14 protein-coding genes are annotated in these 20,045 nt (G+C 70.8%); 6 read left to right on the forward strand and 8 right to left on the reverse strand.

Annotated elements, in window-relative coordinates; all coding sequences use genetic code 11:
• Positions 1 to 29: 29 nt before the first annotated feature.
• The 4 genes from BJ981_RS36085 to BJ981_RS36100 all read left to right on the forward strand — a co-directional run bounded on the left by BJ981_RS36085 (position 30) and on the right by BJ981_RS36100 (position 7,637).
• Positions 30 to 4,502 (forward strand): DNRLRE domain-containing protein, encoded by a 4,473-nt coding sequence (locus BJ981_RS36085; protein WP_184617992.1) that lies wholly within the window; start codon positions 30 to 32, stop codon positions 4,500 to 4,502.
• A gap of 496 nt (positions 4,503 to 4,998) precedes the next feature.
• Positions 4,999 to 5,568 carry a tetratricopeptide repeat protein gene (locus tag BJ981_RS36090; protein ID WP_184617993.1) on the forward strand — a complete coding sequence of 190 codons (570 nt, stop codon included), beginning with the start codon at positions 4,999 to 5,001 and terminating at the stop codon, positions 5,566 to 5,568.
• 261 nt (positions 5,569 to 5,829) lie between these two features.
• Positions 5,830 to 6,906 carry a ribosome small subunit-dependent GTPase A gene (gene rsgA, locus BJ981_RS36095; protein ID WP_184617994.1) on the forward strand — a complete coding sequence of 359 codons (1,077 nt, stop codon included), beginning with the start codon at positions 5,830 to 5,832 and terminating at the stop codon, positions 6,904 to 6,906.
• A 218-nt stretch (positions 6,907 to 7,124) separates the two neighbouring features.
• On the forward strand, positions 7,125 to 7,637 hold the full coding sequence (locus BJ981_RS36100) for a GNAT family N-acetyltransferase (protein ID WP_204070100.1): 513 nt from the start codon (positions 7,125 to 7,127) through the stop codon (positions 7,635 to 7,637).
• Positions 7,638 to 7,803: 166 nt separating this feature from the next.
• Here BJ981_RS36100 and BJ981_RS36105 read toward each other — a convergent pair whose 3' ends face one another.
• The 4 genes from BJ981_RS36105 to BJ981_RS36120 all read right to left on the reverse strand — a co-directional run bounded on the left by BJ981_RS36105 (position 7,804) and on the right by BJ981_RS36120 (position 12,339).
• Entirely contained in the window at positions 7,804 to 8,799 is a 996-nt protein-coding gene (locus tag BJ981_RS36105; RefSeq protein ID WP_184617995.1) for a sigma-70 family RNA polymerase sigma factor, read from the reverse strand.
• Positions 8,800 to 8,975: 176 nt separating this feature from the next.
• Positions 8,976 to 9,968, reverse strand: coding sequence for a zinc-binding dehydrogenase (locus tag BJ981_RS36110; protein WP_184617996.1), 993 nt, complete (start codon positions 9,966 to 9,968; stop codon positions 8,976 to 8,978).
• A gap of 166 nt (positions 9,969 to 10,134) precedes the next feature.
• Entirely contained in the window at positions 10,135 to 11,625 is a 1,491-nt protein-coding gene (locus tag BJ981_RS36115; RefSeq protein ID WP_204070097.1) for an FAD-dependent monooxygenase, read from the reverse strand.
• Positions 11,626 to 11,727: 102 nt separating this feature from the next.
• The gene (locus tag BJ981_RS36120; RefSeq protein WP_184617997.1) at positions 11,728 to 12,339 is read right to left on the reverse strand and encodes a TetR/AcrR family transcriptional regulator; all 612 of its coding nucleotides are present in this window, start codon (positions 12,337 to 12,339) and stop codon (positions 11,728 to 11,730) included.
• Between the two features lie 97 nt (positions 12,340 to 12,436).
• Here BJ981_RS36120 and BJ981_RS36125 point away from each other — a divergent pair, with 97 nt between their 5' ends.
• The gene (locus BJ981_RS36125) at positions 12,437 to 13,942 is read left to right on the forward strand and encodes a carboxylesterase/lipase family protein (RefSeq protein ID WP_204070098.1); all 1,506 of its coding nucleotides are present in this window, start codon (positions 12,437 to 12,439) and stop codon (positions 13,940 to 13,942) included.
• Positions 13,943 to 14,006: 64 nt separating this feature from the next.
• Here the strand turns inward: BJ981_RS36125 and BJ981_RS36130 are convergent, their stop codons facing one another.
• The 4 genes from BJ981_RS36130 to BJ981_RS36145 all read right to left on the reverse strand — a co-directional run bounded on the left by BJ981_RS36130 (position 14,007) and on the right by BJ981_RS36145 (position 18,817).
• Positions 14,007 to 14,615: a hypothetical protein gene (locus tag BJ981_RS36130; protein ID WP_184617998.1), complete on the reverse strand. Its 609-nt coding sequence runs from the start codon at positions 14,613 to 14,615 to the stop codon at positions 14,007 to 14,009.
• An 8-nt stretch (positions 14,616 to 14,623) separates the two neighbouring features.
• Positions 14,624 to 15,082 carry a phage holin family protein gene (locus BJ981_RS36135; RefSeq protein WP_184617999.1) on the reverse strand — a complete coding sequence of 153 codons (459 nt, stop codon included), beginning with the start codon at positions 15,080 to 15,082 and terminating at the stop codon, positions 14,624 to 14,626.
• A gap of 1,033 nt (positions 15,083 to 16,115) precedes the next feature.
• Positions 16,116 to 17,408 (reverse strand): serine hydrolase domain-containing protein, encoded by a 1,293-nt coding sequence (locus tag BJ981_RS36140; protein WP_184618000.1) that lies wholly within the window; start codon positions 17,406 to 17,408, stop codon positions 16,116 to 16,118.
• Between the two features lie 107 nt (positions 17,409 to 17,515).
• On the reverse strand, positions 17,516 to 18,817 hold the full coding sequence (locus BJ981_RS36145; RefSeq protein WP_221315597.1) for a coiled-coil domain-containing protein: 1,302 nt from the start codon (positions 18,815 to 18,817) through the stop codon (positions 17,516 to 17,518).
• 242 nt (positions 18,818 to 19,059) lie between these two features.
• On the opposite strand from BJ981_RS36145, the gene BJ981_RS36150 reads away from it, so the two are divergent.
• The gene (locus BJ981_RS36150) at positions 19,060 to 19,998 is read left to right on the forward strand and encodes a HEAT repeat domain-containing protein (RefSeq protein ID WP_184618001.1); all 939 of its coding nucleotides are present in this window, start codon (positions 19,060 to 19,062) and stop codon (positions 19,996 to 19,998) included.
• Positions 19,999 to 20,045 lie beyond the last annotated feature (47 nt).

A 20,045-nucleotide genomic window follows, 5' to 3' on the forward strand; every position in this document is an offset into this window, starting at 1 on the left:
AGGAATCCCTCTAAAAGAGGTGATCCGCGGTGCTCTTCGACGTAATCGTGACGCGCATTCACGTGTCCGCCCTCTTTGGAGGCGACTTTGTCATTCCTGGAGATCTGCCGATGAGAAAACGCGAAAGGTTCATGCGGTTGTGGTCCGCGCTGGCCGTCACGGGGCTGATCGCCTCCCTGGCGTCCGTGCCGGAGGCGACCGCCGTGGTCCCCCCTTCTCCCCTCGCCGCACCGATGGAAAGCCCTCCGCAGTGGCGGGCGTTCCCCCTTGCCCAGGGCGTACGTGACACGGCACCGGCCCGGATCGCGGCGCTGGCCGAGGCGCGTAGGCGGAACCGGCCGGTCGAGGTCCTCGACGAGGCGGCCGAGGACTCCTCCACCTGGGTCCGGCCCGACGGGACCATGGCCACCGACTTCTACGCCGGCCCCATGCGGGTCAAGCAGGACGGTCGATGGCAGTGGATCGACACCACCCTGGTCGAACGCGACGGCAGGCTGCGCCCCCGCCTGGGCAAGGCGCAGGTGGAGTTCTCCACCGGCGGCGGCGCTCCCTTCGCCCGGCTGACGCACGGCAAGGGCACGTTCGGCGTCGCCTGGCCCACGGCCCTGCCCAAGCCCGTCGTCAACGGCGCCACCGCCACCTACCCCGACGCCGCGGGACCCGGCGCCGACCTGGTCGTGACCGCCCTGCCCACGGGCTTCACGCACGACGTGCTGCTGCGCCGGCGCCCCGAAGGCCCACTGGAGATCCGGCTGCCGCTGACGCTCTCCGGCCTCAAGCTCTCCCAGTCCCGGGCACGCAACGGCAAAAGCCGCGCGGGCCAGGGACGGCTGGAGCTGACCGACCCCGAGGGCAAGGTGATCGCCTCCGCGCCGCAGCCGATGATGTGGGACCACGGGACGGCACTGTCGCCGCCGGCGGCCCCGCGCCGGGCCACGGTCGCCACCACGGTCGAGACCCGCGGGGGCGTCTCGACCCTGGTGCTTCGCCCCGATCCGGCCTTCCTCGCCGACCCGGCCGTCACGTACCCGGTACGCGTGGACCCCACCACCACTCTCGGGGTGCTCACCGACGCCTGGGTCGACCCCAATTGGCCCGGCTCCAACGCCGCCTCCAACGCGCTCAACATCGGCAAGTGGGCCAGCGGCGAGATCGCCCGCTCCTACCTGCTGTTCGACGTCGCCCCGCTGCGCGACAAGATCGTCGAGTCGGCGTTCCTGAATCTGAAGGTCTACCAGCAGAGCACCTGCAACGGTGAGGCCAGCGGCAACGTCACCAAGAAGGTGCAGGCCCGCCGGGTCACCGAACATTGGGACCCGTACTGGCTCGACTGGGGCGACCAACCTGCCACCACCGATGAGGACGCCCAGTACAACACCGGCTGCGTACCCATGACCATCCCGGTGACCGGCATGGTCAAGAAGTGGCTGTCCGGCGTGGCCAACCACGGCATCCAGCTCAAGGTGCCCGACGAGACCGTCTCGGGCACCATCTACACCACCGTCTACTCCAACGAGATCAACTCCGCCGCCTACCGGCCCGTGCTGACCGTCAACCACAACCTGCGCCCGTCCACGCCGGAGGTGTCGGTCTCGTCGGCCGACTCCATGGACGGCACCCACGCGATCGTGCGCACGAACAACGTCACCATCGGCTTCACCGCGCAGAGCCAGGACGGCGGCCCGATCGACTACGAGATCTACACCCGCAGCTCGATCAGCCCCATGCCCGGCATCTCCTACGTCCGCGGCATCCCTTCCGGGCAGCAAGCCACCTTCACCACCACCTTGCGCAACCCGGAGAGCTGGACCTTCCAGGTTCGCGCCTGCCGCAACGGCAAGTGCAGCGACCTGACCCCGACCTACCGGATCACCTCCGATGCCCCGTTGGTTCCCAGCGACCTCGATACCGGGCTGGTACAGCCTGCCAATCCTGTGCTGTCCGGGGTCGTATCGAGGCCCTCCGGCGGGCCGGTGACCGGCAAGTTCTATCTCTACGATGCCAACGGCAACCCGGTCGGCGGCAGCCCACTGGCTCAGGCCGCGGTCGTGGGAGGGCAGCGCGTGTCCGCCAGGGTGCCCGACGACCTGGTCTTCCTTGGGCTTACGTACAAGTGGCAGTTGCAAGCGTGCGTCGAGGACGTGTGCTCGGCCAAATCGGCGCCGGTCACGTTCACCGTTCCAGGTGGTGAGGTGGATCCGGCCACGGGTACGCACAGGATCGTGTTCGGGGCGGACAAGCTCCGCATCAAGTCCGCCAAGGTCGGTGCCACAGCGTGCGACGGGGGCGGCTGCGTCCTGGCGGACAGCGACACGATCAAGGCCGGCGGCACGGGGGACGGCAAGCTGGCGAGTGCCGTCACCGTGGACATCAGCGCCTTGCCGCCCGGGTCACGCATCACCAAGCTCGTGCTCGACCCAGGGATGCCCTCCTGTGAGGGGGGGCCATGCCCTGCGGACGTCAATTGGACGGTCGCACAGTCCACGGCCACCTCACTCGCACGCAAGACGGGCGCGGAGTTGGTGGTCGGGGCCGATCCTGATAGCCGGCGTTGGCAGTTCGTCAACCAACCCCCTATTAACAGTCCGTCGCCGTCGCCAACACCGATTCCGACTCCAACCGCCACGCCGACGCCCACTCCCACGCCGACGCCGACTTTCACTCCCACGCCGACACCCACTCCCACTCCCACGCCGACACCCACTCCCACGCGAGACCCGTGGTGCGATCTCTTCCCTGACCTCTGCGAGGGCGCTTCCGCACATGGGCGGATCAGCCATGGCCGAAGCGACGTCGGCGCGCCCGCAGCCGAACTCGGTGTGGCACAGCCAGTCGACTCGATACCGGAGTTCGACTCACCCCGAATGACCGATATCACTTTGGAGGAGTGGGCGGCGTTCATCTTCGAGTCGGACAGCAGCACGCCGATCACCTTCGGAGGGGTGGAGGACCAGCCCAAGGCGTCGCTGATCGTCACCTATTTCCCGCCGGGCCCGCCCGGCCAGGTCACCGGTGCGTCCGTCATGGCAGGCGACGGCAGCGCCCTAGTACGGTGGGAAGGAGTGGACGAGACCGGATCCGCGTCCGGTATCGACGACTACGAAGTTCAGATCCTGGACGCCGCTGACGCCGTCGTGGCGACGAAGCGGACGAGCGAGCAGGAGGCCGCTTTCACGGCGCTGACCAACGACAGCGCCTATCGCATCCGCCTCCGTGCCACCTCCCCGAACGGCGCCGGCCCCTGGACGGACGGCGGCCCGGTCTCACCTCATGCGATATCCGGATCGGCTGACCGGTACACGGCCGCGATCCGTGCCCTCTACGAGGCGCGAAACGCCGTCATCGACGGCACGGCGGCCAACGTCTGGGCGTTACCCGCCAGCGCGCCCGACCAGCCTGTCTCCGGAGCACTCGCCCTGGCCAATCAGGAACTCGTGGCCACGCGCGACGATTTGGCGGCCAGCGATTCCACCAGAGAGAACGTCAGCGTCACGATGGCCGAGCCCGTGGTGTTCACCGCCGCGGACGGGGAGGTCGTCGTCAGGGGAAACATCAAGCAGAACGCCACCGTCATCAGAAACAGGGGCACGGTGGACGAGAAGAGGACGGAGGAGAGCACTACCGACCGGAAACTCTTTCACTTCGACCGTGCCGGAAAGCTCATGAACACGGTCGACAACGACGCGACTCTCGCCGGCCCACCGGATCTGATCACCGACACGGAAATCCAGGCGCAAGCACCATCCGCCTCCTCCGTCCGGGCCGACGCCACCACGTCCCTGCCCGACGAACACTGCTACCGTGACGAGGACAGGGGAAAGGAATACGTCACCTGGGTGCGCAGCAACCGCGGCGTCAAAAGGATCATGAATCCGCGGGCACAGAAGGACTTTCGCTGGGCGTCCTGGGATCCCTGGCCGGGCAGGCTCCTCGCCCAGGTCAAGTACTACGATCTGTGGTGCCGCCAGAACGCGGTCGCCAACCACTGGGTGGTGACGACCTCTCTCGGTTTCCTGGCGCTCTATCAGGTTCCAGTCGACAAACAGGACATCATCCGGGAGTTCAAGGACAAGTACCAGTGGCGCAAGCGCAAGGTCTACTGGCGATATGACGTCCCGCGCCACAAGGACCTTCTGTGCATCTCCGCAGTCGGTCTCAGCGGATTGTCCCTCTCCATACCGGCACCGTCGGTGGACCTCGGCGGCGCGGCCGGATGCCATGTGATCGACTACTCGGGTAGGACGGCGTACTTCGACAAGAAGGGCGTTTACAAAGCAACGCTCGAGCATGTGGCTCCGCCGCGGGGCTTCAAGTTCACCAAGACCGGGACGAGGGGGATCTGGAATTGCATCGGCCATGCCATCGAGGTCGATATCGATACGGGAACCCTCGGCAGGCCGTACGTCGTACCGCTCGACTACGCTCATCAATCCCAGACGGAGTCATGGATGGACACTGACAAGTGCTACGCACCGCACGCGGTGCCGCATCCGCGGAGTTAGTCGTCCTGAGCTCGGCCGCCGGTGACAGAAGAATGAGATTCGAGACCCGCCGTCGAGGATTGTGAAATGGGGAGGACCTCGTGGCGTGGTGTGCGTCGATCACGACGCGACACCCGCCGCAGGTCCTCCTGATACGCGCGTCGCCCGCAAGATGTCGTGGTCGGAGCAGGTCACCAAGGACGACGCCGGGACGCCTGCGGGGCCGCTCGCCGATGCCGAGTGTGGGTGACCATTGATGCTTGTGAGGGCGCGCCTCGATGTGGTCTGTTGTGTTGTACGGGTGGCCGGTGCGGATGGCCGTTGAGCACAGGGGACCGCCCTTCCCAAGTGCGGAGGGCTGCGCGTTGGACAAGGAGACGGTTCCTGACCCGTCCTCGATACAGACCCCGGCCGAGTTCCTGTCGGCGTTACGGCGGCTTCGCCTGTGGTCCGGTCTGTCCTATCGGCAACTGTCGAAGCGGGCCGCCGGCGAGCAGGTCCGCCAGATCCACCCGACATGCAGGTCAACGCCCTGGTATCGATGGGAGAGACCTACCTACGGCTCGGCCACCACGACCGGGCACGTTCCTGCTGCCTGCGAGGGCTCGCCCTGGCGGCAGGACCGGACGTGGACCGCACGTTGCGCGCCGAGAGCCTGAACGACCTGGCCGCCGTCCATCTGGGCATGCGCGACTTCCGGCAGGCGCTGACCTACTCCGAGCAGGCGCTCGACCTGGCCGCCCAGATCGGCGGCCAGATGCACGTACTCGCGCTGACCGGGCACGGCCTGGTCTGCCAGAGCCTGGGGGCTCACCGTCTGGCCCATGAGCAGCACACCCGTGCGTTGCACCTGGCACGGGCCTTCAACCATCGCAAGGGCGAGGCGTGCGCGTGGAACGCCCTGGGCGAGCTGTGCCTGCTCGCCGGAGCTCCCGCCCAGGCGGTCGAGCACCATCGGCACGCCCTGGAGCTCCTGCCCGGCGACTCCCCTGAACAGGCCCGTGCCCTTAACGGCATCGTCCAGGCACGGCAGGCCAGTGGACCCGGCCGTTCGGGCCGCCGTCTCGCCCGCCAGGCACGCGTATGACCGGCTAAGAGCGGGAATGGCAGCGGTACCGCTGCCTCTGACCGGGTGCTAGGCTGCCGTTCGATCGGTATTGGAGCAGCATGGGAGGGAGGTGAGGTTCGATGACCGCGGTGAAGACCGCTGCGCTGCGCAGCGCCCGGACCGACCTCACGTCCCGGGCCCCGGTCTGACCCACTTCTTCCCCCAGCCTTGAGCCGTCCGGCTCGTCAGGCGGGGTGATTCCGCGTCTCGTCGGGGCCCCTTCTCCGCAAGGGTCTCACGTTGCCAGACTCGTACACCGATCCATCCGGCCTGTCCCGGTACGGGTGGACCGGCGCACTCGACCACACCTTCTCCGAACATTACGAAGCGGGCCTCGTGCCGGCCCGGGTCTCCCGGGTCGACCGCGGCCTGTGCACGGCGATCACCGCATCGGGCCCGATGCGGGCCAGGTTCGTCGCGCCGCACCCGCCCGGCCCGCTCCTGACGCCCTGCACCGGTGACTGGGCCGCGCTGCGCCCGGGCGCCGTTCCGCACCTGGTGGCGCTGCTGCCGCGGCACAGCGCGATCGTGCGCTCGTCGGCGTCCAGGTCCTCCCACGGACAGGTGCTCGCCGCCAACGTCGACACGGTCGTCATCGCCCTGTCCCTGACCACGCCCCTGGACGCGGCCAAACTGGAGCGGCTGCTCGCCCTGGCCTGGGAGAGCGGGGCGCAGCCGGTGATCGTCTTGACCAAGGCGGACCTGGTCGACGATCCCGAGGCCGTCCACGCCGAGGCAGAAGCGCTGGCGCCTGGAGTGGACATCCTCGTCACCAGCGCCGCCACCGGTCACAACATCGACGTGCTGGCCGCGCTGCTGCGCGGCACCACCGTGCTGCTCGGCCCCTCGGGCGCGGGCAAGTCCAGCCTCGGCAACACGCTGCTCGGCGAGGAGTCGCTGGCCACCGGCACGGTACGCGCGCAGGACGGCAAGGGCCGCCACACCACCGTCCGCCGCGAGCTGCTCCCCCTGCCCGGCGGCGGGGTCCTCATCGACACGCCCGGCCTGCGCGGGATCAGCCTGCACGACGCCGCCGACGGCCTGGAGCAGGTCTTCGCCGAGATCGAAGACCTCGCCGCGCATTGCCGCTTCGGCGATTGCGCCCACGACACCGAGCCGGGATGTGCGGTCCAGGCCGCCATCGCGGCGGGTGAACTGCCCGAACGTCGCCTGCGCAGCTACCGAAAGCTGCAACGGGAGAACGCCTGGGCGGCCTCACGTACCGATGCCCGGCTGCGTGAGGAACGCGTCGACCAGCAGAAGGCCATCACCGGTCACCTGCGCGCCACCTACAGGTTCCGGGACCGGCAGCCATGACCGGCCGCGTCCGACCGCCCTCCCCGACCGCGGCCGGTCCGAGGAGCACCACACGCCGCCGTCACAGCGCCCACGCGGCACACCTGGCCGTACCGGGGATGCGCGAGATGGTCGCGGTCCCCCTGCAAGAGATCATCATGCGCCGCGAGCACGGCGCGGACCACCAGTACACCGGCCACGTCCTGCATCCGCAGAAGGACAAGGAGACGAACCCGACCATGACCCCTTCCTGGACCACCCGTCCCGAGAGGGCCGGCGACGTCGCAGCCATCCGCGACATCAACCTCGCCGCCTTCCCCGGTCCGCACGAGGCCGACCTCGTCGAGGCGCTGCGGGCCGACCCGCAGGCGTGGCTGCCCGGCCTGTCCTGGCTGGCCGAGGCCCCGGGCGGCGATCTCGCCGGATACGCGCTGCTCACCCGCTGCCACGTCGGCGACTCACCCGCCCTCGCCTTGGGCCCGTGCGCCGTCAAGCCCGAGCATCAGCGGCGGGGCTCGGGTTCCGCCGCCATCCGCGCCGCCTTGCGCGCGGCACGCGAGCAGGGCGAGAACCTGGTGGTCGTGCTCGGCCACGCCGAGTACTACCCGCGCTTCGGCTTCACCCCGGCCTCCGGGTACGGCATCCGCCCGCCCTTCGACGTCGAGGACAAGTACATGATGGCGCTCGCCCTCGACCCCGCACGGCCGGTCCCGAGCGGCGTCATCCGCTACCCCGCGGCGTTCGGCGTCTGATCTCCCGCTCTACGAACGCGGCGAACGGCCCTCAGCGCGGCTGGGGGCCGTTCGGCCGTCGCGAACGTCGCCGCCTTGCGCGGCCGAACGGTTGCGGGAACGTGCTGACGGCGACGCGAAACGCCGAGGGTTCGAACAGGCTCGCTCGGCCGTACCGATTGGCGGGTCAGTGCGCGAGCACGTCCGGGAAGCCGAACGCCGCGACCAGCGCGGGATCATGGAACTTGATCACGTGGAGGACGCCGGTGGCGGTGGGGGCCAGCACCACGGCGCCGTCGGCTCGGAGGGCGCCGTCCGCGTCCCGGTGGTACACCACGGCGGCGGGCTGGCCGTTGGCGGTGGTCGCGATCATCCGCCAGTCGCCCGGTGTGCCCAGCACGTACGCGCCGAGTACGTGGATGCACATCGCCCGGCCCGCCTGCCAGTCACGGAACGGCGTCGCCTCCAGCGTGGCGTCCGTGCGCAGCACCTGTTCCAGCAGAGCGGCATCGGAGCGCTCGAAGGCCGCGATGTAACCGTCGAGCAGCGCGCGTGCCCGTTGGTCGGTCGGTTCGAGCAGTTCCTCCTGCTGCGGCGTTGACTCGTCCAGCCGGGCGCGGGCGCGCTGCAGGCCGCTCTTGACCGCCGCCGTGGTGGTGCCGAGGATCTCCGCGGTCTCGGCCGCCGAGAACGCCAGCACCTCGCGCAGGATGAGGATCGCGCGCTGGCGGGCGGGCAGGTACTGCAGGCTGGCGATGAGCGCCAGCCGCAGCGACTCGCGTTCGATCACCACCGCGGCCGGATCGTCGGCGGGCGGGGCGATCCATGCGTCCGGCAGCGGCTCCAGCCACGAGACCTCGTCCGGCGCGACGGTACCCGGCGGACGATCGGGTCCGTCGTACGGGCCGGTCAGACCTGAGGGCAGCACCCGGATCGGGCGCGGCCGCAACGCGGTCAGGCAGACATTGGTGGCGATCTTGTAGAGCCAGGACCGGATCGACGCCCGGCCCTCGAATCCGGAGTAGGACCGCCACGCCCGCAGATAACTCTCCTGCACCAGGTCCTCGGCATCGTGCGCCGAGCCGACCATGCGGTAGCAGTGCGCCAGCAGCTCCCGGCGGAACCGTTCGGTCTCGGCGGTGAACCGGTCGTGGTCCGGTGCCGCCCGCGGATGCGCTGTCACGCCGCGAGCCTAGGGCCGCGACACATCCGGGCATGGTTCACGTGCCGATGTCGCCGGCGACGCCAGACCTCTTTTCTCTGGCCGCCATCGACGACACGGGCTCTCTCTGGCGGAGGCGGCATCTACGATCAGACCTCGTCGAGTCGCAGGATCATGGCGCGGACACGGGGGCTTTCTCAGGGCAGCAGGGCCAGTTTGCCGGTGGTGGCCCTGGCTTCCAGCTCCATCAGCGCCTTCGGACCGTCGGCCAGTTCGTACGCGGTGGGCCGGCTGGGGGGAAGAACGCCGGCCGCGATGAGCGCGGACAGCTCACCCATGAGTTCGCCGAAGATCTGCGGCGCGGCCTGGATCAGCACGCCGATGTTGAGGCCGATCACGTGGACCTGGTGCTTGTACACCAGCTCCCGGTTGGTGATCGGGGCTTCGCCGCCTGCCAGGCCGTAGACGATGACCCGGCCGGTGACCCGCTTGGCCGCGGCCAGGCCGGCGGTGAAGGTGGCGCCGCCCGCGGACTCCAGAACCACATCGGCGCCGCAGCCGCCGGTCAGCTCCGCCACCTCGGCGGCGAGGTCGCCGCCGCGAGAGTCCAGGACGTGGTCGGCTCCCAGTGCCAGTACCGTCTCGTGCTTGCCCGGCGAGGCGGTGGCGATGACCGTCGCGCCGTAGTGCTTGGCCATTCGCACCGCGGCCTGGCCGGTCCCGCCCGCCGCGGCGTGGATCAGCACGACGTGCCCGGCGGCGATGCCGCCCAGAGGCTTGAGCGCGGCCAGCGCGGTGGGCCAGTTCACGACCAGACCCAGCGCCTGCTGCTCGGTCCAGCCCGAAGGCACCGGTACCGCCGCGGCCGCGGGCAGGACCGTGTACTCGGCGAAGGCGCCGTCGGCGACGCCGGCCACGCGGGCCCCCGGCTGCGGGCCGATCACCGCCTCGCCCACCGCGACGACCTCACCGGCGGCCTCGAAACCCGCCAGGTACGGTGGCCGCGGGCCGCCGGCGAACGTGCCGTGGGCCTTCGAGATGTCGGCGAAGTTGACCCCGGCGGCGGTGACGCGGATCAGGACCTCGCCCTGGCCCGGGCTCGGCACCGGCGCGTCGGTGATCAGGCGCATGTCCCGCGGGCCGTTGAGGGAAGTCTGCTGCAGCGCGCGCATGGTCGCCGGAACGCTCATTGGCGATCAGCCCTTTCTTATAGGCGTACATGAGAGAGACCGACCGGCCCGTCGCGCGAACCGCGCCTCCCACCATGGAGACCTCGGCCACCACGCAAAGGAATCGACCGCTCCCGAACCGCGCGGGCTCGGCTTCCGGCGAGTGAGCCTGCTCGTGCGTCCAGGCTCAGGGCGTCTTCGCGACGCCGGCGGCGAGCGCGGGGAGCAGGGTGTCGTGGCAGGCGGTGCCGTCCGCGGCCCAGCGGACGTAGCCGTCGGGACGGATGAGCAGGGCGGCGGCGCCCAGATCGTCGGCGCACGTGGCGCGGACGAGGTCGACTCGTGGGGGGAGCCGGAGGCCGTCGGGAACGGCTCCTGCCAGGTCGAGCAGGACGGCGTGCCCGGAACGGAACAGTGCCGACAGCCGGGTGGGGCCGGCTTCGGTGACCAGGGCGGCGTCCGGTGTGCGCTGTCCGGTGAGCGGGTGATCGCCGGGTAGTTCGTAGCGCAGCGAGAGGCCGGACATCAGGCCGGCGAGGTGGCGGTTGGTGTCGGGCAGGCGCAGCAGATCGATGAAGATGGCGCGCAGGGCGGCCACGTCCTCGCTCGGGTCGGGAGCCGCCAGGACGCGCTGCGCCGAGGTGTGCTGCAGGACCTGAGCCGCGGCCGGATGCCGTTCGGCGTGGTAGCTGTCCAGCAGGCCGCTCGGCGCCCGGTCCTGGACGGTCGCGGCCAGTTTCCACCCGAGGTTGAACGCGTCCTGTATGCCGAGGTTGAGACCTTGTCCGCCCAGCGGCGGGTAGATGTGCGCGGCGTCGCCCGCGAACAGGACGCGGCCTGCGCGGTACTGCTCCAACTGCCGTGTGGCGTCGGTGAACCGGGAGGCGTTGTCCACGGTGCCGAGGGTGGTCTGATCGCCGTACACGGCCTGGAGCCCGGCGCTGATCTCGTCTGGGGTGACCGGGGTGTCGCGGTCGATGTCCGCCTGGTCCGCCCGTCCGAAGGTGATCCGGTACCGGTCGCCGCCGAGAGGGACCAGCATGGCCCAGTAGCCGCCCGCCTGACGGGTCAGGCTGCTCATGTGCCCCCTCCGCCGGGGCACCAGCGGCGAAACGGCGGACAGGCGGATGTCGGCCAGCACCGCCTCATGGGTTCCGGGCCTGCCGGGAAACGGCAGGCCGAGCAGTTTGCGCACCGTGCTGTGGCCGCCGTCGCAAGCCACCAGGTAGCGCGCCCGCGCCCGCAGTCCTTCCGCCGTCACGACCACGGCGTCGTCGCCCGGCTCGACCCCCGAGACGGCGGTGCCGCGCAGAACCCGCGCGCCGGCGACGCTCGCCCGCTCTTCGAGCACCTCCTCGATCTCCCCCTGGGGGATCGCGATCGGGAAAGGGTGCCTGGTCCGCCAGGGGGTGCAGTCCAGGGGAACGGGCAGGGCCGCGAAGTGCCCGCCGACCGGCTCCTGCGGCGTGGTCCGCCGCAGCAACGGTTCGAGCAGCCCGCGTGACTCCAGCAGCTCGGCGGTGCGGGGCTGGATGCCGCCGCCTTTCACCTGGTCGACGCGCTGGGACAGCTTCTCCAGCACCAGGGTCTCGACCCCGGCCAGGGCCAGCTCGTACGCCAGCATCAGCCCGGTCGGGCCGGCGCCCGCGACGACGACCCCGGTCTCGATCTCCGCCACCACCATCACTCCATCTCACCTCGGCCGTCCAGTGCTCGACAAGGTCGTCAAAGCCTGGAGGCGCCCGCTCCATGACGGGTGATCCCTGCGCGCGGGCGTGGGTCACGCCCTCCGATCGTTCCCGCTGAACAGCCTGTCCAGATGCAGATCGATCGCGCTGAGCGCGTCCCGGGGCCCGATCACGTCCAGTTCGATCAGGGGGGTGAAGCCGGTGAGGGCGAGGAGCAGGTTGGTCTCGGTCGCCGGGTCGCGGTCGGCGCCGATGTGCCCGTCGGCGATCGCCTGGCGGACCAACCGCTCGATGAGGGCCCGTCCTTGGACGAGGCCGCGGCGGGCCTGCTCGTGGACGGCCTCGTCGTGCAGCGCCTCCAGGACGTAGGCGGCGCTCATCCGGCTGGTCGCGCGGGCGTCGGCATGCAGGGGGAGCATTTCCGCGAGCGTCAGGCGCAGCACGTCGCGGGGGTGCGGACGGTCACCGAGCCTTTCGAGTCCCTGGCCGACGCGCAGCGAGGTCTGCTCGGAGGCGAAGTCCATGGCGAAGGAGAGCATGGCGGCCCGGGAGGCGAAATAGTGCTGCAGCTGCCCGAGGGAGATGCCCGCCTCCTGCGCCACCACGCGCATCGTCAGATGCGCGACGCCGCGCTGCTCCACCACCCGCCACAGCGCGCGGGCGATCGCTTCGCGGCGTCCGCGGTGGTCCACCTGTTTCGGCATCGCCGGCCTCTCCCTCCTACCACGGCGCCTTTCCAATACGGTTGACATAATACAGTTGACCTATAACCCTGGAGTCCACTCGAGGGAAGGAAGCGTCATGCCTGAACCACTGCCCGGACGGCCAAGGGTGCGGACCACCGAAGGCGTGGTGCAGGGGCGCCGGCGGCAGGGGCACGCGGTGTTCCGCGGCATCCCCTACGCCCAGCCCCCGGTGGGAGCGCTCCGCTTCGCCGCGCCCGCCCCGCCGCACCGCTGGGAGGGGACGAGGCAGGCCGCGGAGTTCGGCCCCGTGGTGCCGCTGTCCCTGCCGGTCGACACGGGTCCACCGCAGGGCACGGACTGGCTGACGCTCAACGTCGGCACTCCCGATCCGGGCGCGGCAGGACTGCCGGTGCTGGTGTGGTTCCCCGTGGGCGGCTACATCTCGGCGGTGTCGAGCGACCCGATGTACGACCCGGCGGCGCTGGCCGAGGCGGGACTCGTCGTGGTGACCGTCAACTGCCGCGTGGGCGTGGAGGGTTTCGCGTTCCTCGACGACGCGCCGCCCAACCGCGGGTTCCTCGACCAGATCGCGGCGCTGGAGTGGGTGCGGCGGAACATCGCCGCCTTCGGAGGCGACCCCGACCAGGTCACCGTGGCCGGACAGTCCGCCGGGGCAGGGTCGGTCGCCGCCCTCCTGACGATGAAGCCGGCCCGCGGCCTGTTCCGGCGGGCCATCGCCCACTCGGTGCCGGGGCTGCACAGCACCCCCGCGCTGGCACGGCAGGTCACCGCCGCGCTCGCCGGCCGGCTCGGCGCGGCGGCCCCCACCGCCGCGGCCTTGCGCGACACCGACCCCTGGCGCCTGGCCGCGGAGCTCACCTCCTTCAACGCCGGACTCCACGCACACCGGGAGAGCTGGGGACGGCTCACGGAGACCGGCACCGCCCTGTGCCCCGTCGTCGACGGCGAGGTCCTCCCCGAAACGCCCTGGCCCGCGCTGACCGGCGCGCGCGCGAGCGGGACCGAGCTGCTCGTCGGCCACGCCCGGGACGAGTTCCGGCTGTTCAGCGTCATGAGCGGACGGCAGGGCACCTTCACCGAGCAGGACGTCCGTGCGGCCCTGGAACTGCTCGCCCCGAAGCCGCACGGCGCGGAGGCGTACCGTGCCGCGTTTCCGCAGGCCGGGCCGGAGGAGCTGGTGGAGACCGTGTACTCCGACGCCCTGTTCCGCATGCCGTCGCAGCAGCTGGCCGAGGCGAACGCCGCGGCAGGCGGCACCTCGTACCTGTTCGAACTGCGCTGGACCGCCCCGGCCCTCGGCGGCGCCCTGGGCGCCTGCCACAGCCTCGACGTCCCCCTGGCGTTCGGTACGCCGGCCAGCCCCGTCGGCGCGCGACTCCTCGGCGACGAGCCCACCCCCGAGGCCGTCGCGCTCTCCCGCGAACTCAAGGAGGCATGGGTCCGCTTCGTCACCACCGGCGACGCCGGATGGCCCGCCTACCGGCCCGACCAGCGGCTCACCCGCGTCCTGGACGCCGAGTCGGAGACTCTGCCCTACCCCGAACAGGCCTCCCGCCTGATCTGGGAAGGCCACTCCCCCGCCCCCTTCGATCTCTCGTAGGGCGGACGTGGCCCGCCTGTGCTCTCCCTGGGCGGACAGCGGAGACGGGCCACGGGCCGAGTGGTCAGATCTTGGTAGGTGCTTGCGTGAAGTCCTGGACGACCTGCCGTCCGCTGATCGAGAAGGTCAGGGTGGTCACATGGTCGAGCGGGACGCGGATCGCGTTCTTGTGCACCGGGAGCGTTGTGTGGTGTCCGTGGGCATCGCCGGCGACGACCGTTGCGACGCCGTCGGGAACGAGCCCGACGACCTCCCGGAAATCCTTGGCGAGAAGTACGGCGAACACCCCTTTGGTCGCAAAGGCGGTGACGCTCGCACACGATCCGGCACCGGTGCGGAGCACCACCGGGTCGGTCGCTATGACACAGACCTCCTTGTCGCCGTGCCGGGTGAGCGCGATCAGATCGCTTCCGGCCGCGTCGGTCGCCGCGACGCGCGCACCGGCCAAGTCCATTCCAGACGCCGCCGCGATGTCCGGGTTATCCGCGAGGTAGGGAATGCGACGCGTCGGCGGTGGGTCGTCCAGCACCGCCAGTGGCGGACGCGCGCCGTTGCGGGCGTCCGCACTCGCGGTGCCGGTTGAGACCTGATCGGCCCTGAAAGAGCAGGCGCTGAGTGCCACGACGGCCACCCCGCAGATGGCGATCCCTTTCGCGCTTGTGCCGACGTTCACGGGCTCTCCTAGTTGAACTCCAGCCGTCCCGAGAAGCCGCCCGCCGTGAAGGTGTCCTGGTTGATGATCGTCGAGTAGCCGCCGCGCGGCGGCGAGAGGACCTGTACGGCGGTGGTGGTTCCCGGTGTGCAGGCCGCCGCGACGCCGCCGACGTTGCCGCCGCTGCCGTTGGAGTTGGGCTTGAGGACCGCGCACTTCCAGATCCCGACCGTCGTGTTGCGCGCCTCGATCCAGTTGACCGAGCTGTGGAAGGGACCGGCGCAGCGGTCGGTGTTGTTCGGAGACTGATACGCCTGGAGGCCGATCGTCCCGGTGGTCCCCGAGGGCGGGCAGAACAGCGCCAGGTTCGCCGCGTGGGCGGGTGTGGCGATTGTGAGCGTGCCGAACAGCGCGACGGCCGCCGTACCGGAGGCGGTTTTCAGCGAGTACCTTAACCAGGCGGAACCGCGCCTGAATGGTGTACCCATAATGCTCCTCCTTGACTCCCACGGCCGGGGTCGGCCGAGTGGCGATGCCTTCAAGGTACGGGCGTGGTCGAGGGCGGTCAACGATTCATGCAGGGCCAGGTCGGAACGGAAATGTGGCGTCCGATATGAATGGATCCGTCGCTGGAATCGAATGTCAGACAAGATGGCCGGTCCCGGCGTGAGCCGGCGGTTCTCGGCCGCGCTGGGGCGCTGAAAAGGGTCAGCGTCAGGGCTGGGCGGGTTGCGTAACTCCGTGCGTGGTCTGAGCCGGATCACGCCTTCGCGTAGACGGCGAACGGTGGGCCGTCGCGTCTCGGCCCGCGGGGGAATTGGTGACACTTCGATGGAGAATCAACCGATGTAATGGACGTGATTCCTTAGGTGACCAAGCCCGGGCGGGGGGACAACCTGACCAAGGCCGCCATCGGCCTGGCCAGGCTGTACGCCCTGAAGCGCCCGGGCAAGGACGCCCCCGAGCACCGGCAGGTCATCGTCGATCTCATCTGCGTTCACCTGCGGCTCATCGATGCAGACTTCTCGGAATGCCGAATCGCTGAAGCGCACTTCATCAGAGCACGTTTCACGGTCCTGGGCGTTTCGAGGAGGCCGTCTTTCGCGGTGACGCGAACTTTCTATGAACTTCACGGATTTCGGCTACGCACGGTTCAAGAGAGCTCGGCCTGTTCACCGCGGCGCGCTTCTCCCGTGTGTGAAATTCCGTCGGAGCGTCTGGCTCTCTCACGTGACCTTCTCCGGCGCCGCCGACTTCGCAGGTACGAAATTCTCCGAGGTGACCATTTTTGCACAGGCCGTATTCTAAGATGTCGCATATTTCACCTACGTCCTTTTTGGCAAGCATGCCCTATTCGACGATGCGACTTCACGAAGTCGTCATATCTGCTGACGGGCCGAGCGACCGGGGACCCGTGCCGGATTTCAACCGACAAGTCCAGGATCGCCAGGTTCTTCCGCGCATCCACTCGCTGATATCGGGGGCCCGCCCGGGACGGTGCTCGTCCGGTCCAGCGAGAGTTCAGGCTTCGATTCGTCCGGCCGCACGAACGTCGGCGCGGCCCGTGTGCAGGTAACGCGCACGGCCCTCGCCGTCGTCTCCCAGGAACGCGACGGGACGGTGGCCGGGCTCCGCGGGCAGCAGGGAGTTCCCCCGCCAGCCGAGCAGCTCTGTGCGGTACGGCTCGTCGCCGGCCTCCGCCGCGAGGCCGAGGGGGATCTGCTCGAGCCACAGCCGTCCCCGTTGGTCTGCGCTCACCGTGGTCTCGCTCGTGCTCGACAGGTAGACGCCCGCGCAGCGCCTGGCGTCCGGGCGCGCCGCGGGGTCCGGGACGGGCTCGGCGGGGGACTCGACGACCCTGTCGAGGATCTCCTTCATCAGCGGCTTGCGGTCGCCGCCGTTGGTGAAGATCGCCACGGACACGTCGCGGCCGGGGTCGACCCGCAGGACGGCCGACTGCCCGATGGTGTTGCCGTCGTGGCCGAACACCGGGCCGCCCGGCAGGTCGTAGAGCGTCCAGCCCAGGCCCCAGGCCGTCCCCCAGCCGATGTCCGGCAGGACGACCTGCGGCTCCCGCATGGCCCGCAGCCCCTCGTCGGCGAGATGCGCCCGGGCGAAGGCCAGCAGGTCGCGCGGGGTCATGGCGAGCATCGACCCGGCGGGCGCGTTCGAGCGCGCCATCGCCCAGACCGGGACGGGCCGCCCGCCGAGGTGCCCCACCGCCGCGCGATGCAGGATCGCCTCGTACGGATCGTTCGCCGCGTGCGTCATGCCCAGGGGCGTGAACAGGTGGTCCCGCATGCACCGGTCGAACGGCTCGCCCCGCACGACCTCGACGATCCGCCCGAGCACGCTGTAGCCCGCGTTGTTGTAGGAGAACATCTCCCCGGGCGCGAAGATCTGCGGCACGTCGGCCAGCAGGTCCACGTACCTCTCCAGGCAGTCGTCCCCCTTGCCCGTGTCGGTGAACACGTCCCCCTCGAACCCGGCCGTGTGGCACAGCAGCTGCCGGACGGTCGCCTCCCGGAACCCGGGAAGGTACCTCCCCACCGGCGCGTCGAGCTCCACCAGCCCCTCCGCGACGAGCCCCATCACCAGCGTCGCCGTCAGCACCTTGGTGACCGACCCGATCTGGAACACCGAGTCGACCGTCGCCTCCACCCCGGTCGCCGTGCTCAGCACCCCCGCCGCCGCCTCGACCACCCGCCCGCCGGCGCCGACGGCGACCGCCACCCCCGGCACCCCGTGCTCCTGCGCCAGCCCCGGCAGCCGCTCCCGCAGCCACTCCCCGACCTCATCGATCTCCATCGTCATCCGCCCCACGGTAGAGGGCTTGCCGACGTGATCGTCTCCAAGTGCCGACCGCCGTCACGGCCCAGGTCCGGGCACGGCCCCCGCCCGGTTTCGGAGGCCGGTGCTCGTCAGGCGCCGGCCGGGGCCGCGCCGCCGGGGGCGGGGGGCCTGCTGCCGAGGGTGGCGTGGAGTTCGGCGGTTACGGCGCGCTCGCGGAGCTGGGCCGCCTCGGCGCGCAGGGATTCGGCCTGGGCGCGCAGATCCTCCACGCGGGCGCGTTCGATCTCCAGCAGGGCGGTGAGCCGGTCCCGTTCGGTGGTGGCCGTGCGTTCCCGGTCGCGGGACGTGGTCGCCGCCTGCTCGGCGGCCTGGACGCGGGCCGCCGCGTCGCGCTCGGCCGTCTCGGCCCGGGCGTCGCCCTGCCGCCGGGCCTGCTCGATGCGTTCGGCCGCGTCGCGGCGCGCCAGTTCGGCGTCGGCCTCGGCGCGGGCGGCCTGGGTCGTCGCCTTGGCGCGGGCGCGTTCGGCGGTGTCGGCGCGCGACTGCGCGCGGTCGCGTTCGGCCTCGGCGGCCTCGGCGCGGGCCGTCGCCGCCGCGGCGGCGTGCTCGGCCTGCACGCGTGCGGTCCGCGCCTGTTCGGCCTCGGCCCGGGCGGCGTCGCGGTCGGCGCGGGCCTTGTCCGCCTGCCGCGCCGAACGGGCGGCCTCGCCGCGGGCCTGCTCGGCGTCGGCGCGGGCCTGCTCGGCCTCGGTGGTGGCGGCCTCGACGCGCTCGTGCATCTCGCGGACCGCCTGGTCACGGGCGGCCTCGGCGCGGGTGGCGCGCCGGGCGGCCTGCTCGGCCGCCTGTTTGGCCACCCGCTCGGTGGAGGCGGCCTCCCGCAGGGCGGCCAGGGCCTGCTCGCGCGCGGTCTCGGCGTCGGCGAGCGCGGTGTCGCGCTCGGCCAGGGCCTCCTCGGCCTGGCGGCGCATCCCGTCGCGTTCCCTGCGGGCGTGCTCGGTGGCCTCACGTGCCAGCCGTACCTGCTCGAAGGCCTGCTCACGCTCGGTGCGGGCGATGGCCACGCGGGTGTGCGCCTCGGCCTGGACCGCGCTGATCCTGGCCTCGACGCCCGCCGGGCTGAGCTCGTCGGCCAGGACCTGGGCCAGCGGGGCGATCGCGGCGGCCAGCCCCTTCTCCATGCGTTCGTACAGTTCCTCGGCGCGGGCCAGCGACCCCTCCAGGCCGGGGGTGGCCCGGCGCAGCTCGCGTTCCCGTTTGGCGGCGGCCTGGCAGTCGCCTTGCGCGCAGTACTCCCGGGGTCTTCCCCGCCCGCCGCGTTGCTCGACCGCGGTCCCGCAGTGCCGGCACGGCCGCACCGCCGCCCCTGCGACCGCCTCGGCCTCGCCGTCCTGAGCCCCCGCCGGGCCCTCGCCCGCCCGCACCGTCATACCGAGCACCCTAGCATTTTTTATTTTCCAGAAATTCAAATCCGAAAAATAAGATCCGTTGCGTGGCGATCGGCAGCCGGTAACCCACGGGAATGTGAGTTCCCGCAAGTTATCCGGAGGGGCTTGAGGGTGCTCCAGCCCTGTCTTCACGCGAACAGAGGCACACTGGTCTCGGCACCCCGCCCCGCGCCGCGTCGCGGCCCGGTGTGAGCACGGCGAGTCCTGAGATGAGGCTGGTGGCCATGGCGCGTTCGGAGGCGTTCCAGGAATTCCTGGCGGGGGTGAACACGCCCGTGGCGTTCACCCGTGACTCACTCGACGAGATCCCCGGCATCGAGGCGCTGTACCTGCTGGACGGTGCGGAGCGAATCGAGGCGGAGGACATCCTCATCGCCAAGCTCGCCGAGAACGACGGCCGGGCGGCGGTCGCCCTCGCCGACGCGGGCTGCGTCCGCGCCATTCCCGCGCTCATCGAGGCGACCACCGAGGCGGCAGAGCCCGCCATGCGGGTCTTCGCGGCCGGAGCGCTGCTCAGGCTGGACGACGACGCGGGCCGCGCCGCTCTCGTGCGGATCCTGCGCGCGCATGAGGGCACCGGAACCGACCGCGGCGGCGCCGCCCGGCTCCTGGCCGGGCTTCCGGACCCGGACAAGGAACTCCTGCTGGAGGTGGCGTCGACCGATCCGGACAGTACCGCCCGGTCGGAGGCGACCTACGCCCTGCTGCGCGTGGTGGGCCTGGACGGCGAGGAGACGGCGCTGGGTGAGGTGCTGCTGAGCATCCGCGGCCGGTTGCTGTCGTCCCTGGCGACCGTGCGAGACGAGGCCGCCGCGGAGCTGCGCGCGGTGCTCGCCGAGTGGGAGGCGGGCAAGACCTCCGAGGAACTGGGGCTGACCTGGCATGCCGACATGAGGAACCGGCCGCTTCGCCGGTTCATCGACAGCATCGACAGCACCAGGGCCGACTTCCGCGTCGAAGGACTGGGCGAGCTGACCGGCCGGGAACGCACCCTCGTGGAGAACCTCGTCCTGCTCCGCCTGCACGCGGATCGCCGCGCGGTCCGGGCGGCGGGCCGGCTGGGCGTCCACCGGGCGATCGAGCCGCTGCGTGAACTGCTGGGCTCGGCCACGGGTCACGCACGGGAGGAGATCCTGTCCGTCCTGAACAGCCTGACGACGTGAAGGTCCCCGCGACGCCTCGGTGACGCCCGGATCGCGGTCCCGCGATG

The sequence above is a fragment of the Sphaerisporangium krabiense genome, assembly GCF_014200435.1.
GTDB classification, from domain to species: Bacteria; Actinomycetota; Actinomycetes; order Streptosporangiales; family Streptosporangiaceae; genus Sphaerisporangium; species Sphaerisporangium krabiense.